Raw genomic sequence first — 15469 nt, 5'->3', positions numbered from 1 at the left:
GACTCGCATGACCGCTGTAAAGCGTCGTGCGGTAGCGATCCTCCACGCATTCGAGGAGGCGGACGCGCAGCTTGTCGGCAAGGCGGTGGTCATGACCGACGGTACGGCGGGGACGGTGGAGGCCATCTGGCTTGACGATCTTCACGGCCTGCTAATTTCCATCGAAGGCCACCCGGGAAAGTGGCCTGTCTCAACCGTCAAATTCGCGCAAAGCTAAAGCATGATGATTTTGAGTTTGAATCGTCGCCTGCGCAAGTTCGATCACCTCGCCCCGCTTGCGGGGAGAGGTCGGATCGCGCAGCGATCCGGGTGAGGGGGATTCTCCGCATACGTTGTGCTTCACCATTCGCGGAAACAGCCCCTCACCCCAACCCTCTCCCCGCAAGAGCGGGGCGAGGGAGAAGTCACCGCGGTGCCTCAACCTAAAGTCATCACGCGCTAGCTGCAGGCTCTCAGCGAGGCCTCACGCCATTCAGGAAAAGTTTGACGGCAGCCTCTCTCCGTTGTTCCTGAAACTTTGGACGGGTTGCGACGCCGTGGTGCTTGTCGGTATTTCCCAGTACAAGACTGAGGAACAGGTCGGCCGCCATTGCCGGGTCGTCGATCTTGATCTGGCCGCGGTCGGCAAACTGTTGAAGCAGGCTTGCCACGGCCCGAACTCCACGCAGCCAACCCTCTTCATGCGCGAGCTTTGCCAGTTCCGGAAACTGGACGACCTGAGCCGCAAGAGTTCGGCGCAGCATGATCACCTCGGGTGTCCAAGCGTGGGCCAGCACGTGCCGGCTAAGATCGTGCAGCGTCGTCTCTACGCTCTTGGGGTTGACCTTGGCGGCCTCGGCCGCCGCCGATAGAGGAGCAAGCCAGCGTTGGATCGTGGCTCGCAGCACGGCTGTGAACAGATCGCGCTTGTCACGATAACGCGAATAGACGGTTGGCTTGCTCACGCCGGCGGTTTCCGCGACCGCATCGATCGATGTGCAGTCAAAACCGCGCTCCATGAACAGCTTCGTTGCGACATCGAGCAAACGCGCGTCGCGCCGCACGGCCTCCTCTCGGGTGGGACGGCCGCCGCTCCCCCGCCGGGCAGGGCGCGTCGCCACAATAGTTGCTTCCTTCGCCATCCAAAGCCCCTTGTCAGCCAGCCGAAGTGGGATTATATAAACGATACAGTATAGTTTTGATGTGACGCAATATCAATGCTGTTCGTAACACGAGTCTCCAAGGCGCCGAATACCCGGCCACGTCGCGGAACCGGTCACAAAGGGAGGGCAATGATCGAACCTGTCGCTGAACCATACCTGAAACGGCTTTCAACTATTCACCGTTAGCGCCGGCGAACAACCCCCGTCCCCCAAGAACGGTCGCGGCGCGAGAGCCGCCGAGAACAGCCCCCTCGGCGGCTCTTTGGGCGGGTCAGGACGAGCCGCGCTCGGAGCGCCGATCCGGGTGCGCATTCTCGCTACGCTTTTCCCGCGAGGGGGCCGCACGAGGGCGATCTTTCGGTTGTGGGCCGAACGTGCATAATCGAGTTGTCATTCGATCAACCCACGAGCCCCCCACATGTCCCTGCAAGTCTATCTCGCCTTCGTCGCCGCCTGCATCGCGCTGGCATTGCTGCCTGGCCCGGTCGTGACGCTGGTCATCGCCAACGGCCTGCGCCACGGCACCCGCGCGGCGCTCACTAATATCGCCGGCGTCCAGGCGGGCCTTGCAATCGTGATCGGCATCGTCGCGATCGGGCTGACGTCACTGATGGCGACCATGGGCTACTGGTTCGACTGGGTGCGCTTTGCGGGCGCAGCCTATCTGATCTGGCTCGGCATCAAATTGATCCGCAGCCCCGTCGAGGGCGTCAAGGACGACGCGCCGCCGCCCCCGCCGCGCGGCGGATTTTTCCTGCAAGGGTTCCTGGTGCTGCTGTCCAATCCAAAAGTGCTGGTGTTTTTCGGCGCCTTCATTCCGCAGTTCATGGACATGAGCCGCGACCATTTTTCGCAAGTCGCGCTGCTCGGGGTCACCTTCATGATCACGGGGGCGATCACCGATTCGATCTATGCGCTGCTCGCCGGCCGGGCGCGGTTGTTCTTCTCGGCGCGGCGGACGCGGCTGTTGTCGCGCCTTTCCGGCGGCTTCATGATCGGCGGCGGCATCTGGCTGGCGCTGACCCGGGCGCGCTGAGCGCGGCAGCATGATCCGGAAAAGTGGAAACCGGTTTTCCGAAAAGATCATGCTCAAACAAAGAGATGAGATCGTGATCCGATTGAATCTAATCGGATCACGATCGGGAGGGCATTGAACCGGCCGAGCCGGCGTTGCGTCTAACCGCCAACTGCCGGTTTTACGAGGATGCGTTCGTGCCCGATCTACCCTGGCAAGTCTATGCGATGCTGCTCGCGCCGCTCGGGCTGATCCTTTTTGCCGCGACCTATAAAACGCTGGAGGTGCGCGCCGCCAGGAATTGGCCGCAGGCGACGGGCAAGGTGGTGACCTCTACTTCCGAAGTGCGCGAGGTCAGGGTGATCGACAACAGCCGCGACGACGGCTATCGCTTCGAGCGGCGCAACTTCGCCAATATCGTCTACGAATATTCCGTCCGCGGCCGAAGCTTGCGCAGCAACCGCGTCAGCGTCAGTGAAGACCGCGGCAATTTCGAGGTCGCCGAGACCATCGCGCGCTATCCGGTCGGCACCGTTGTGCCCGTCTACTACAACCCGCTGTATCCGCACGAGGCGGTGCTGGACCGCGACCTGCCGAAGGTCCTGTGGGCCTGCCTCGGTATCGCAACGGGAATCGTGCTCGCGGTTGTGTTCGGCTCGGCCATCGGCCTGCATCAGCTAAGCGAGTTCATCGCGACGCGGCTCGCCAACCCCAAGACGTCGCCGCTGGTAGTCGCGTTCGGCGCATTCGGCTTTGTGACGGCGCTGTTCGCGCTCGCACTGCAGCGGCAGGCATCGCTGGCAAAGGACTGGCCGGTGGTGCCGGGCACCATCCGGATGTCGGCGCTCGAACAATACCGCACCGCGCCGGAAAGCGACTTCGTGCCGGGCGAGGCGATGTTTCAGCGAACGGTCTCCTACACCTACCGCTACAACAATGTCGCCTACACCAATGTCCACTCAAGCCTCACCACCGGCGTGCGCTCGACCTCGGGCTGGCTCGTGGGCAAATTCACCAACGCTTATCGAAACGGCGCCATCGTCAATGTCTACGTCAACCCCGCCAATCCTTCCGAGGCGGTGCTCGACCCGCGCGCGGGTTTTGCGTGGATCCTATGGCTGATCGTGCTCGGCTTCGCGGCCGGCGCGTATTTCGTTGCGCACGCGGCTTAAGCCGAAAAGAACCCCTGCGGGCGCAACGTCGTCTCGATCTCGGCAAGAACCCGCGCCAGCCGCTCCGCCCATTCGGTCTGCCCGGAGGGATCAGTGATCAAATCCTGCCGGATCTCGATGCCTGAATTCATCAGGCCGCGCGCCTCGCCATGCACGGGGATCGTGTAATCGGTCTCGTCGCTCACCGCATAGGGCTCGTTGTCGCCGACCACGAGATCTGCCTCGGCGCGCAACATCTTGAGTAAAAGCGGCGGCAATCTCGTATCGCGATGATAGAGCGTGCCGATATGCCAGGGTCGCGCGATCCCGGCATAAACCGGTGTGAAACTATGCAGCGACACCAGCACCGTCGGCAGCTTCTCGGCGAGCCGGGCGTCGATCACCTCACGGATGCGATGATGGTAGGGATCGAAGATCTGCCGGCGCCGCGCTTCGGCCGCGTCGCGCGAAAGGCCTTCATTGCCGGGTATCACGGTCGCCTCGCTGATGCGCGGGATCGAGCCTGGCGCGGCCGGCGGGCGGTTGCAGTCGATCACGAGCCGCGAATAACGCTGCGCGATCAGATGCGCGTCGAGATGCTTTGACAGCGCGGAGGCGACGGCGGCAATGCCGATATCCCAGGCGATATGCCGCGTCAGCTCGCTCACGGGAAGCCCGAGGTCGCCGAGCGCTGCCGGGATCAATCGGCCGAAATGATCCGACGTCAAGAGGAACGGCGAGCGTCCCAACGCATTTTCTTCATGAACCGGCGCGGCATCTTCCCGACTAAGTAAAGATGCGTCGACTTCGCTGTCCAAAGCCATTGTTCCTTAACTATTGCCTATCGAAGCGGCATTCCGATTTAGGAATAAGCAGGGATCGGTATAGATTACATCGCATAAAGTCATAATTGTTGCACAACGATGCCGCTGCTCACGATCCATCACAAGACCGAATACCGCTACGCCCACCCGGTAGCGTTCGGCGAACACCGTATCATGCTGCGCCCGCGCGACGGCCATGATCTGCGCGTGCATGCGCACCGTCTCGTCATCGCGCCGAAGCCGATGTCGCTGCGCTGGATCCACGACGTGTTCGGCAACAGCGTAGGGATCGCGACCTTCGACGAGCGCGCCGATAGCCTGTCGTTCAATTCGACCGCAACCGTCGAGCACAATCCCGCCGAGGAATTCGCGCTGACCCCGGACGATCCGGCGTATTTCTATCCGTTCCACTACGACGACGACGAGTTTCCCGATCTCGTCCAGTTCATCACGCCGCAATACAGCGATCCCGACGGCGAGCTGTCGGCCTGGGCGCGGATTTTTCTCGACGCGCAGGGACCGACCCCGACTTTCAACATTCTGTGCAACATGACCTACGGCATCCGCGAGATGTTCATGTACCGCAAGCGCCATGAGCACGGCACCCAGCATCCGCTCGATACGCTGCAGACGCGATCCGGCACCTGCCGCGACTACGCGCTGTTCATGATCGAGGCGCTGCGGCGGCTCGGCATCGCCGCGCGCTTCGTGTCGGGATATCTGTTCATACCCGGAGATCGCGCGCACGGCTATGTCGGCGGCGGCTCGACCCATGCCTGGGTGCAGGTCTATCTGCCGAGCGCGGGCTGGATCGAGTTCGACCCGACCAACGGCATTGTCGGCACCCGCGACCTCATCCGCGTCGCGGTGGCGCGCGATCCGCGCCAGGCCATCCCGCTGCACGGCGTCTATCTCGGTTCGGCCGATGCCTATGTCGGCATGGAGGTCGCTATCAACGTCGTGTCTGCCGGCGAAGAGGCAAGAGCAAGGGTATAGTCATGGAAATCAAGGTCGGTTTCGAGATTTCTTACGCGGCGCCGGCGGCGACGCCGATGGTGATCATGCTCTCGATTCACCCCTCGCGGCAAAAGGACATCATCGGCAGCGAGACCATCGTCGCCGAGCCGAACGTACCGATCGGCTTCTACCGCGACAGCTTCGGCAATATCTGCGGGAGATTGGTGGCGCCCGCCGGCGGCGTGACCTTGCGCTGCAAGGCGCTGGTGCGCGACAGCGGACTACCCGATGTCGTGGCGCCGAGCGCGCAGCAGCTTCCGATCGACAAATTGCCGGATGAGTTGCTGCTCTATCTGATGGCGAGCCGCTATTGCGAAACCGACAAGCTCACCGATATCGCCTGGTCGCTGTTCGGCACCAGCAAGCCGGGATGGGCGCGGGTGCAGGCGATCTGCGACTTCGTGCACGATCATGTCACCTTTGGTTACCCGCACGCCCACCACATGAAATCCGCCCATGACGTCTACGAGCAGCGCACCGGCGTGTGCCGCGATTTCGCGCATCTGGCGTTGACCTTCTGCCGCTGCATGGGCATCCCGGCGCGCTATTGCACGGGTTACATGGGCGACATCGGCATTCCCCCCGAGCCCGAGCCGATGGATTTTTCCGGCTGGTTCGAGGTCTATCTGTCCGGCCAATGGTACACTTTCGACGCCCGCCACAATCACCCGCGCATCGGCCGCATCCTGATGGGGACGGGCCGCGACGCCGCCGACGTCGCACTGACCACGAGCTTTGGCCGGATGAACCTTGCAAAATTCGTCGTCGTCAGCGACGAGGTGGTGACGGCGTGATTGCGTGAGGATGGCACCGGCCTCACCCCGTCATTGCGAGGAGCAAAGCGACGAAGTGGTGACGACGTGAGGATGGCACCGGCTTCTCCCCGTCATTGCGAGGAGCAAAGCGACGAAGCAATCCAGCTTTCCGCTTGCGGGGCTCTGGATTGCTTCGCTTCGCTCGCAATGACGGGGTGAGATAGTCGATGACCTCCAACCATCTCTTCGTCTACGGCACGCTGATGCGCGGCTTCGATCATCCGATGGCGCAGCTGCTCTCGGCCAACGCGGACTTTTTGGGCGAAATGCGCTGCCAGGGCCGGCTTTATCTCATAAAACATTATCCGGGGCTGGTGCTGTCGGACGATCCTGCCGACATCGTGTTCGGCGAAGTGTTTCGTCTGCGCGAGCGCGACGCCTTGCTGCGCGAGCTCGACATGTATGAGGCCTGCGGCGAGGGATTTGCGGAACCGACCGAATATATCCGGCAGATGCTGCCGGTGACATCAGACGACGGCGCCGTGGGCGAAGCGTGGACCTATATCTACAACTGGCCCGTCACCGGCCTGCCGCGGATTGCTTCGGGCCGGTTTATGGAAGAATAGGCGCAGAGACTAGACGCGACGGCGGTTCACTCCCTCTCCCGCTCTTCGCGGGGGAGGGCCGGGGTGGGGGCTCTCTCCGCGTCGACGGTGCTCGACGTGAATGCACGGCCACAGTGAGATCGCGCTTCTCGACAATCCCAGTGCGGAGAGAGCCCCCACCCTAACTCTCCCCCGCGAAGAGCGGGAGAGGGGACGGCCGCGGCGCTAGCGCCCCCTGTGAATAGCCCGGCGGTTCACTCCCTCTCCCGCTCTTCGCGGGGGAGGGCCGGGGTGGGGGCTCTCTCCGCGCTGGGACTGTCGAGAAGCGCTATTTGGCTGCAGGCGTTGGGTTACGTCGAGCACCGTGACCGCGGAGAGTCCCCCACCCCAACCCTCCCCCGCGAAGAGCGGGAGAGAGGACGGCCGCGGCGCTAGCGGCCCCTGTGAATAGCCCGGCGAACTCCCTCTCCCGCTCTTCGCGGGGGAGGGCCGGGGTGGGGGCTCTCTCCGCGCTGGGACTGTCGAGAAGCGCTATTTGGCTGCAGTGAACCTCCTCCGAATTGATGGACACCTGTAGTAGGCTCAAGGAGCCAGGAGGTGTCGGATGGAAGGACGTCAACGTCGGTCGTTTACGGACGACTACAAGCGGCAAGCGGTCGATCTGGTGGCTTCGAGCGGCCGATCGATCGGATCGGTGGCCAGGGAACTTGGGCTGCGCGATTCGGTGCTGCGGCGCTGGGTGGAACTACGTGGGGCTGGGCGGGAGCCGACGGCGGCGGCGCGGCGCCCCACAACGCAGGCGACGCTGCCGTCGGCGGACCACGCGGCAGAGATCGCTCGTTTGCAGCGAGAGAACGAGCGGCTGCGCATGGAGCGCGACATTTTAAAAAAGTCGATCGCGATCTTTGCTGGAACGCGGACATGAGATTCCGCTTCATCGAAGATCGCCGCGCCGATTACCCGGTGACGATCCTGTGCGACGTGCTCGGGGTCTCGCCGGCCGGCTATTATGCCTGGCGCTCCCGCCCGGAGAGCCGGCGATCCGCCGCCAATCGTCACCTCATTGACGACATCAGGCGGGTCCATCGCGATACCTGCGGACGCTATGGCAGCCCGCGCATCCATGTCGAGCTGAAGGCGCAGGGCCGCGGGGCGAGCCGCGGTCGCATTGAGCGATTGATGCGCCATCACGGTATCAGGGCCATCATGGCGCGGCGAAGCCGGGTGCGGACCACCGACAGCCGCCACGACCTCCCGATCGCCCCGAACCTGCTCGACCGCAACTTCACCGCCGCCGCGCCGAACCGGATCTGGCTCGCCGACATCACCTATGTCGAGACCGATCAGGGCTGGCTCTATCTGGCCACCATCTTGGACCTCTACAGCCGCAGGATCGTGGGCTGGGCGATGGAGAATCATTTGCGCGCCGACCTGCCGTTGGTAGCATTGAAGATGGCCATCTCGGCGCAGCGGCCTGGCGCCGGCCTGATCCACCATTCCGATCGGGGCGTTCAATATGCCTCGGCGGACTACCGCAAGGTGATGCAGTCCGCCGGCTTCCGGGCCTCGATGAGCCGCAAGGGCGACTGCTACGACAATGCCCCGATGGAGAGCTTCTTCCACACGCTCAAAACCGAGCTCGTTCATCACCGGCAATATGCAACACGAGCAGAAGCCAAACGCGATATCTTTGCCTACATTGAAGGCTTCTACAATCGAACTCGGCGTCACTCGGCCATCGGCTACATCAGCCCGATCGAGATGGAGCTAAAAGCAGCTTAACCCTGTCCATTTTTTCGGGGGAAGATCACAGGCGTTGGGTTACGTCGAGCACCGTGACCGCGGAGAGTCCCCCACCCCAACCCTCCCCCGCGAAGAGCGGGAGAGGGGGCGATGGGGCGAGCGCGGCGTGTGAAGCGGCCCCCTGTGAATAGCGGCGAGAAGGCCCACAATCTTCGTATTTTACCCCGCCGTCCCTATATCGATGATCGGTTGGCATCGTCCCCCGACTCACCCAGAATCCCAAACATGCGCTTCACGCCCCAATTCCTTGATGAGCTGCGTGCCCGGCTTCCGGTCTCCGAAGTCGTGGGCCGCCGCGTGAAATTGAAGAAGGCGGGAAAAGAGTGGAAGGGGCTGTCGCCGTTCCAGCAGGAAAAATCGCCGTCGTTCACGGTTAACGACCAGAAGGGATTTTATCACGACTTCTCCTCCGGCAAGCATGGCGACATCATCTCCTTCCTGATGGAGACCGAGGGCGTCGGTTTTACTGAGGCCGTCGAGCGGCTCGCTGCGATGGCCGGCGTAGCGCTGCCCGCCGCGACCCCTGACGCCGCGCGGCAAGAACAGCGCCGCAAAACGCTGCATGACGTGATGGAGCTCGCGGCAAAGTTCTTCGCCGATACGCTGGCCTCGCGCAATGGCGCCAAGGCGCGCGGCTATCTCGGCGACCGCGCGATCTCGCCTTCCGTCCAGGTGCAGTTCCGCATCGGCTATGCCCCGGGCGAGCGTTTTGCGTTGAAGGAATATCTGGGCGCGCAGGGCATTCCGGTCGAGGACATGGTCGAAGCCGGCCTCCTGGTTTCAGGCGACGACATCCCGGTGCCCTATGATCGCTTCCGGGATCGCGTGATGTTTCCGATCACGGACTTGCGCGGCCGCGTGATCGCCTTCGGCGGCCGCGCGCTGGAAAAGGATGCGCCGGCCAAATATCTGAACTCGCCGGAAACCCCGCTGTTTCACAAGGGCGACAATCTCTACAACTTGGCGCCCGCGCGGCAGGCCGCGCATAACGGCAGCGCGCTGGTGGTGGTCGAAGGCTATGTCGACGTCATCGCCATGGTCGGCGCCGGTTTTGCCGCAAGCGTCGCCCCGCTCGGCACGGCGCTCACCGAAAACCAGCTGTCACTGTTGTGGAAGATGGCGGATGAGCCGATCCTGTGCTTCGACGGCGACAAGGCCGGGCAGAAGGCCGCCTGGCGCGCGGCCGATCTGGCGCTGCCGCATCTCAAGCCCGGAAAGAGTCTTCGTTTTGCATTGTTGCCCGAAGGGCAGGACCCCGACGATCTCGCCCGCTCCGGTGGGCGCGGTGCGATCGAGGAGGTGATTTCCGCCGCGCGCGGGCTCGCCGACATCATCTGGTCGCGCGAGATCGAGGCCGGCACTTTTGCGACGCCCGAGCGGCGCGCGGCGCTGGAGGCGCGGATCGGCGAACTTACCAATGGCATCCGCGATGAAGTGGTGCGGCGCTATTATCGCCAGCATCTCGCCGAGCGCTTGCTGCGCACCTTCGCACCCGAAACCTCGCAAGGTGGTTACGGCAAAGGTGGTTACCGTGGCGGCAGTCTCAGTGGCGAATCAGGCCGGCGCTTTGCCCCGCGCGGCCCGTTCAAGCCGGGCGCGGCAGGCCGGTTTGGCCGCGGGCAGGGCGGCGGCGGCAGCCCCGCTCTCAGCCCCGGGCCCTATCAGGCGGCGAGCCCGCAGCTTGCGCTGAGCCCGATCATGCGCGGCCAGCGCAGCGCGATCTCCCGCCGCGAGGCCCTGATCCTGCAATCCCTGATCAATCATCCTTGGTTGCTGCACGACCATCTCGAGGAGGTGGCGGCACTGGAAATGGCTCACCCGGAGGCCAACAAACTGCGCGCCGGCATCATCGCCGCCTTCGCGAAAGACCATCACCACTCTCCGGAACCATCGGAACAAGCCGAGAAGATGCGGGCCGACCTCGCAGCGGGCGGTTTTTCACAACTACTTCAAAGGGTTGAGCTGATAATCACGACCCCGGCGGTGTGGGGCGCAGGCCCCGGCGCCGCCCGCGATGACGTTCTTTCCACCTGGCATCAGCTCGTCTCCTTGCATCGCCAATGGCACTCATTACTTAGGGAATTGAAGGATGCCGAGCTGGCCCTGGGCGAGGAAGCCAGCGAGGCAAATTTGGCGTGGCTGCGCGATGTCAAGGCGAGGCTGGCGGAAGTGGACGGCACCGAGGCCCTGATCGAGGGTTTTGGGGAGTCTTCGGGACGGTTCCAACGGAGCGTTTGATTAAAAAATCATGCGGACGGGAGCGCTAGGGCCCCCGAAATGACTCGCCAAATCCATGGTTTGGCTGCAAAAACAGGGTTAAGCGAAGCTTAAGGGTATCCATAGCATTTTCAGGCGAAGTGGCCGCCGGTTCGCCGTCAGAAAATGCGTCAGAAATAATCTGGCGCGTATTCCGATCGAAAAACCGGTAACACTTTTTCGGAATACGCGGCGGGTTAAGGGTTCGAAATCGACAAGCGCAATTTGGGGGTGGCGACGGTTTGCGCCGCCCTTTGCGCGTCGTAGGTAAGTCTAGAGTTTGAAAGCGGGCGCGGCAACGTTTCCTGCATGACGCGCGTTTGAGGAGCAATGAATGGCCAGCAAGGCAAAGACGCTGCAGGTAAAGGACAAGGAAAAAGACGACAAGGCAGCCGACGCGCCTGAGAAGGATTCAGCCGAAGCCCCCTCGCCGTTGCTCGACCTGTCCGATGCGGCCGTCAAGAAGATGATCAAGCAGGCCAAGAAGCGCGGCTTCGTGACCTTCGATCAACTCAACGAAGTCTTGCCCTCCGACACGACGTCCCCTGAACAGATCGAAGACATCATGTCGATGCTCTCGGACATGGGCATCAACGTCTCCGAGGCCGAGGACGCCGACAGCGAGGAAGAGACCAAGGAAGAGGCCGAGGACGAGACCGACAACGAACTGGTCGAGGTCACCCAAAAGGCCGTCACCGAAGTCAAGAAGTCCGAGCCCGGCGAGCGCACCGACGATCCTGTCCGCATGTATCTGCGCGAGATGGGCACGGTGGAATTGCTCTCGCGCGAGGGCGAAATCGCGATCGCAAAACGCATCGAGGCCGGCCGCGAGGCGATGATCGCGGGCCTCTGCGAAAGCCCGCTGACCTTCCAGGCCATCATCATCTGGCGCGACGAGCTCAACGAAGGAAAGATCTTCCTTCGCGACATCATCGATCTCGAGGCCACCTATGCCGGCCCCGACGCCAAGAACAACATGAACCCGCTGCTCGCTGCCCCGCTCGGCCCCGACGGCCAGCCGCTCGCGGCCGCCAACGGCAACGGCAATGGCAACGGCAACGGCAATGGTGAGGCGGCGATGCCCGCTGCCGCAGCGCCCCCGGCTGCTCCTCCGTCGCCGACCCCGTTCCGCGCCGCTGCTCCCGGTGCCACCGAGGGTGAAGGCGAGGAGAAGGACCCGGCCGAAGCCGCCGCCGAAGGCGACATGGATGACGACGAGTTCGAAAACCAGATGTCGCTGGCCGCGATCGAAGCCGAGCTGAAGCCGAAGGTGGTGGAAACCTTCGACAAGATCGCCGACAACTACAAGAAGCTGCGGCGTCTTCAAGAGCAGGACATCTCCAACCAATTGCAGAACGAGACGCTGTCGCCGGCGCAGGAACGCAAATACAAGAAATTAAAGGACGAGATCATCGTCGAGGTAAAATCGCTGCGGCTCAATCAAGCGCGCATCGATTCGCTGGTCGAGCAGCTCTACGACATCAACAAGAAGCTGGTCTCGTTCGAGGGACGCTTGCTTCGTTTGGGCGACAGCCACGGCGTCGCCCGCGAAGACTTCTTGCGCAACTATCAGGGTTCGGAGCTCGACCCGCGCTGGCTCAACCGCGTCTCGAAATTGTCCGCCAAAGGCTGGAAGAATTTCGTCCATCACGAAAAGGACCGCATCAAGGAACTGCGCCACGAGATCCAGTCGCTGGCGGCCCTGACCGGGCTTGAGATCGGCGAATTCCGCAAGATCGTGCACGGCGTGCAGAAGGGCGAGCGCGAGGCGCGCCAGGCCAAGAAGGAAATGGTCGAGGCGAATCTGCGGCTCGTGATCTCGATCGCGAAAAAATACACCAACCGCGGCCTGCAGTTCCTCGACCTGATCCAGGAAGGCAACATTGGTCTCATGAAGGCGGTCGACAAATTCGAATACCGCCGTGGCTACAAATTCTCGACCTATGCGACCTGGTGGATCCGGCAGGCGATCACGCGAAGCATTGCGGACCAGGCCCGCACCATCCGCATTCCCGTGCACATGATCGAAACCATCAACAAGATCGTGCGCACCTCGCGCCAGATGCTGAACGAAATCGGCCGCGAACCGACGCCGGAAGAACTCGCCGAAAAGCTCGGCATGCCGCTCGAAAAAGTGCGCAAGGTTCTGAAGATCGCCAAAGAACCGCTGTCGCTTGAGACGCCGGTGGGCGACGAGGAAGACTCCCATCTCGGCGATTTCATCGAGGACAAGAACGCGATCCTTCCCATCGATGCCGCGATCCAGAGCAACCTCCGCGAAACCACCACGCGCGTCTTGGCCTCGCTCACCCCCCGCGAAGAACGCGTGCTCCGCATGCGCTTTGGCATCGGCATGAACACCGACCACACGCTCGAAGAAGTCGGCCAGCAGTTCTCGGTGACGAGAGAGCGTATCCGCCAGATCGAGGCGAAGGCGCTGAGGAAGCTGAAGCATCCGTCAAGGTCAAGGAAGCTGCGGAGCTTTTTGGATAATTGATGCAGTCAATATTGACTGTCATGCCCGGGCTCGACTCGGGCATCCATCGAAACAAAGCGGCGGGCGAAAAGCCTGCCGTTTTTGTTTAAACGCACATTTACAACTTATGGGCGGTCGATCTTGCAGGGCTCGCTCACACGAAGGCCTTCATTTCTGCACTTCTGATAAAAGGCGTCGGCACTTGCTTTATCAGCGAACGATTTAACCGAAGAAACTCCGCCACTCCTGCTTGTGGCCGCGCGCAACGAGCGGCCGCGTCCGTACATAACTAGCCACATTTGAGCCTCCCGCGAATCAGATCCATCCTGATTATACGCCCTGGATGATCGCTGGAGGTAATGGAAGCGCGCTCCCTCTCCCGCTCTTGCGGGGGAGGGCTGGGGTGGGGGCTCTCTCCGCAGGACTCGACGATGATCGAGGTCACCAAACTCAAATGTCTCGGCGGCTATCACCTGCACGCCACGTTCAGCGACGGAACGGCGGGCGAGCACGATTTCTCCGTGTTGGTCGCGCAGAGCGGTCCGATGGGGGAGCCTTTGCGCGATCCCGCGTATTTCGCACGCATCTTCCTTGAGGATGGCGCGCCGACCTGGCCGAACGGTTTCGATATGTGTCCCGATTGGCTGCGTCGCGAAATCGAGGCGGCCAATATGCTTGAGCGAAATCCTGGGGCTAGGGCAGCCCAAGTCGTCGCCCGTCGCATTACTTTTAGGGATGGCCCCGGCTAAGCGCGCTTAGACCGCCGACGCCTCGATGGTTTCGCTGCTTCTCGTTCTAGCTTGGCCAAACCATCCGTAAGAACGTCAAGTGCTGATTTCCGTCTGGTAAATTTACCAAATACCTCATCAAACTTCGCCAACGTCTTTTGCAAATATCGGGCGGCTAGATGCAGATAATGCGGATCGAGCGGTATGTCGATGATCGCCGGTACCGAATGATACCTATGAAGCGGGTTATTGCAGGGGATAAGATTATACCTCGCCACATGGTACCACGTTGAGTGAGTGCATGAGCTGAATGGGGTGTAAACGTAATTATAGAAATCCAAGCAGCCCGCTTCATCCGCCATAGTCCTGGTCGATATCCCTGACCAGCTTCCGAGATTTACATCTGTAAGAAATGTCGCCCGTTGTCGATTGATCCAATCCTCCTGAATTTGGTTACGTTCAATTTCACCGCGTTTTGCTTCCCTTGTTGCAAGATCGGCTCGCCGATGTTCGAGCTCAAGCTTTGCTTGGCCAAGGCCGTACAGGATGAATTTCTTTGCTCGATCATCCGGATCACAAAGCACCCAAGCAATATTAATGTAAACATCGGCCATCGTGCGAAGGAACAGCGGACCTACGTGACCATTCCAGCTAGAAAAGGAAGACGCAAGTTGAACAGCGAGTGTAACTTGCCTCGCTAGAAGCGCACCAATCACTTCGTGGACTTCGTTTTGACTGAGATCGGCAGGCCATTTTTTCAGCCGGTATTCAAGTTCGTCTTGGGCCCGCCGAGCGAATGCGTCGACGACATCTTGAAGCTTTGTCTGGAGTGCCTTTCCTTTCATCGATTGAGTTCACAAGGTTCGATCGCCAAACCGCGATTCCAGAAATAGTCTGGCCATGGCGCATTTGCGTAGTGGATTTGAGAGCCGAAGAACATGTTGAGTCCGCCTCTGATACTGGCGCCAATTTTTTGAGATATTTCAGTGTCAGGGTAGTCTTGGATCTCAGGAAATCGGGCCAAACTCAAATCCGCAGTAACTTTTAATATATCCGCGTCGAAGGCCAACCAAACTGCCGTTGCCTGAACCATCATCGGTCCGCGCTCTGAACGCCGGTACAAAGAAGAAATGACTTCCTTAAGTGGAACTAAGGCACTCCTGTGCAAAGAACGCCGAGGCGGCTTTGGATAGAGGGGCGCAAGAGGGCATTCCGGATACCAACTTATTAAGGGCTCCAGTGGGTCTAATATGTCAGTGAGCATTTGCTGCCGTTGAAGTTCGAGCCTCAACTGTGCGTAATCCCCCGTCGATAGCGAAGCATATTGACTTGCTACCGCAAACCACTTGCTGGCTGAGTTGGGTTTGATACTACGTGCCAACCTTGAGAGTGCGGTAATTATTTCGACAGCCCGTCGGTCACCGTGTAAGTTGTGGATCAATGCGATCCAAAGAAGTTCGGGAAGGATTGTCCTGATCCAGGAGACCTCATGCAATGGCCCTAGCATATGGGTAAACGGTGGAACGAGGACTTTCCCCTGTTGTTTGTGATCTGAGAGAACCCTTCGACGATTTTTCATCCTTGGCCTATTCTCCTATTGAGCGCAAAGACGGGGAAGCGACTCGTTGGCAGCTGGCTCGAGTGTATATTTCATCGACTAGGTGCGCCGCATATTTTTAGCATTCGTAGCTGCGCTC

Annotated in this window: 14 protein-coding genes; 10 read left to right on the top strand and 4 right to left on the bottom strand. The window is 61.1% G+C overall.

All coding sequences use genetic code 11. The features are described 5' to 3' along the window. Positions 1-7: 7 nt before the first annotated feature. Positions 8-217, top strand: a complete 210-nt coding sequence (locus tag B5526_RS12590) for a PRC-barrel domain-containing protein (RefSeq protein WP_079544952.1) — start codon at positions 8-10, stop codon at positions 215-217. A 235-nt stretch (positions 218-452) separates the two neighbouring features. Here B5526_RS12590 and B5526_RS12585 read toward each other — a convergent pair whose 3' ends face one another. After that, the gene (locus tag B5526_RS12585; RefSeq protein ID WP_079538473.1) at positions 453-1121 is read right to left on the bottom strand and encodes a TetR/AcrR family transcriptional regulator; all 669 of its coding nucleotides are present in this window, start codon (positions 1119-1121) and stop codon (positions 453-455) included. A gap of 439 nt (positions 1122-1560) precedes the next feature. On the opposite strand from B5526_RS12585, the gene B5526_RS12580 reads away from it, so the two are divergent. After that, a complete protein-coding gene (locus tag B5526_RS12580; protein WP_079538472.1) occupies positions 1561-2178 on the top strand; it encodes a LysE family translocator in 618 nt (205 codons plus the stop codon). A gap of 176 nt (positions 2179-2354) precedes the next feature. After that, positions 2355-3329, top strand: a complete 975-nt coding sequence (locus B5526_RS12575) for a DUF3592 domain-containing protein (RefSeq protein WP_154071283.1) — start codon at positions 2355-2357, stop codon at positions 3327-3329. Here the strand turns inward: B5526_RS12575 and B5526_RS12570 are convergent. Continuing rightward, on the bottom strand, positions 3326-4132 hold the full coding sequence (locus B5526_RS12570) for an N-formylglutamate amidohydrolase (protein WP_079538471.1): 807 nt from the start codon (positions 4130-4132) through the stop codon (positions 3326-3328). The genes B5526_RS12575 and B5526_RS12570 overlap by 4 nt on opposite strands. A gap of 99 nt (positions 4133-4231) precedes the next feature. Between B5526_RS12570 and B5526_RS12565 the strand changes: the two genes are divergently transcribed. The 7 genes from B5526_RS12565 (at position 4232) to B5526_RS12535 (ending at position 13793) form a co-directional block, all read left to right on the top strand. Beyond that, positions 4232-5128, top strand: a complete 897-nt coding sequence (locus B5526_RS12565) for a transglutaminase family protein (RefSeq protein WP_079538470.1) — start codon at positions 4232-4234, stop codon at positions 5126-5128. Positions 5129-5130: 2 nt separating this feature from the next. Then, entirely contained in the window at positions 5131-5943 is an 813-nt protein-coding gene (locus B5526_RS12560; RefSeq protein WP_079538469.1) for a transglutaminase-like domain-containing protein, read from the top strand. 188 nt (positions 5944-6131) lie between these two features. Continuing rightward, positions 6132-6530 carry a gamma-glutamylcyclotransferase family protein gene (locus B5526_RS12555; protein ID WP_079538468.1) on the top strand — a complete coding sequence of 133 codons (399 nt, stop codon included), beginning with the start codon at positions 6132-6134 and terminating at the stop codon, positions 6528-6530. 583 nt (positions 6531-7113) lie between these two features. Then, positions 7114-8291, top strand: a protein-coding gene (locus B5526_RS12550) for an IS3 family transposase (protein WP_244562063.1) whose coding sequence is annotated in 2 segments (ribosomal slippage) — positions 7114-7411 and positions 7411-8291 — 1179 coding nt in all. Because the reading frame shifts where the segments join, the coding sequence is not laid out codon by codon here. Between the two features lie 246 nt (positions 8292-8537). Continuing rightward, the gene (gene dnaG / locus B5526_RS12545; RefSeq protein WP_079538467.1) at positions 8538-10550 is read left to right on the top strand and encodes a DNA primase; all 2013 of its coding nucleotides are present in this window, start codon (positions 8538-8540) and stop codon (positions 10548-10550) included. 352 nt (positions 10551-10902) lie between these two features. Further along, positions 10903-13065 (top strand): RNA polymerase sigma factor RpoD, encoded by a 2163-nt coding sequence (rpoD, locus tag B5526_RS12540; RefSeq protein ID WP_079538466.1) that lies wholly within the window; start codon positions 10903-10905, stop codon positions 13063-13065. A 410-nt stretch (positions 13066-13475) separates the two neighbouring features. Beyond that, positions 13476-13793 (top strand): DUF2442 domain-containing protein, encoded by a 318-nt coding sequence (locus tag B5526_RS12535; protein WP_079538465.1) that lies wholly within the window; start codon positions 13476-13478, stop codon positions 13791-13793. Here the strand turns inward: B5526_RS12535 and B5526_RS37655 are convergent. Next, positions 13790-14617 carry a DUF5677 domain-containing protein gene (locus B5526_RS37655; protein ID WP_154071282.1) on the bottom strand — a complete coding sequence of 276 codons (828 nt, stop codon included), beginning with the start codon at positions 14615-14617 and terminating at the stop codon, positions 13790-13792. The two genes, B5526_RS12535 and B5526_RS37655, sit on opposite strands and share 4 nt — an antisense overlap. Then, positions 14614-14868 carry a hypothetical protein gene (locus B5526_RS12530; RefSeq protein WP_079538464.1) on the bottom strand — a complete coding sequence of 85 codons (255 nt, stop codon included), beginning with the start codon at positions 14866-14868 and terminating at the stop codon, positions 14614-14616. Before B5526_RS12530 ends, B5526_RS37655 begins: the two co-directional genes overlap by 4 nt. Positions 14869-15469: the final 601 nt, after the last annotated feature.

Source organism: Bradyrhizobium lablabi (assembly GCF_900141755.1).
Lineage (GTDB): Bacteria > Pseudomonadota > Alphaproteobacteria > Rhizobiales > Xanthobacteraceae > Bradyrhizobium > Bradyrhizobium lablabi_A.
Note: the sequence above shows the minus strand (reverse complement) of the source record. Positions and strands in the feature narration are given on the sequence as shown.

Excerpts from the sequence above, each read along its gene's own strand:
- B5526_RS12590 (WP_079544952.1), top strand. The coding sequence starts at position 8 with ATGACCGCTGTAAAGCGTCGTGCGGTAGCGATCCTCCACGCATTCGAG.
- B5526_RS12585 (WP_079538473.1), bottom strand. The coding sequence starts at position 1,121 with ATGGCGAAGGAAGCAACTATTGTGGCGACGCGCCCTGCCCGGCGGGGG.
- B5526_RS12580 (WP_079538472.1), top strand. The coding sequence starts at position 1,561 with ATGTCCCTGCAAGTCTATCTCGCCTTCGTCGCCGCCTGCATCGCGCTG.
- B5526_RS12570 (WP_079538471.1), bottom strand. The coding sequence starts at position 4,132 with ATGGCTTTGGACAGCGAAGTCGACGCATCTTTACTTAGTCGGGAAGAT.
- B5526_RS12565 (WP_079538470.1), top strand. The coding sequence starts at position 4,232 with ATGCCGCTGCTCACGATCCATCACAAGACCGAATACCGCTACGCCCAC.
- B5526_RS12560 (WP_079538469.1), top strand. The coding sequence starts at position 5,131 with ATGGAAATCAAGGTCGGTTTCGAGATTTCTTACGCGGCGCCGGCGGCG.
- B5526_RS12555 (WP_079538468.1), top strand. The coding sequence starts at position 6,132 with ATGACCTCCAACCATCTCTTCGTCTACGGCACGCTGATGCGCGGCTTC.
- dnaG (WP_079538467.1), top strand. The coding sequence starts at position 8,538 with ATGCGCTTCACGCCCCAATTCCTTGATGAGCTGCGTGCCCGGCTTCCG.
- rpoD (WP_079538466.1), top strand. The coding sequence starts at position 10,903 with ATGGCCAGCAAGGCAAAGACGCTGCAGGTAAAGGACAAGGAAAAAGAC.
- B5526_RS12535 (WP_079538465.1), top strand. The coding sequence starts at position 13,476 with ATGATCGAGGTCACCAAACTCAAATGTCTCGGCGGCTATCACCTGCAC.
- B5526_RS37655 (WP_154071282.1), bottom strand. The coding sequence starts at position 14,617 with ATGAAAGGAAAGGCACTCCAGACAAAGCTTCAAGATGTCGTCGACGCA.
- B5526_RS12530 (WP_079538464.1), bottom strand. The coding sequence starts at position 14,868 with ATGATGGTTCAGGCAACGGCAGTTTGGTTGGCCTTCGACGCGGATATA.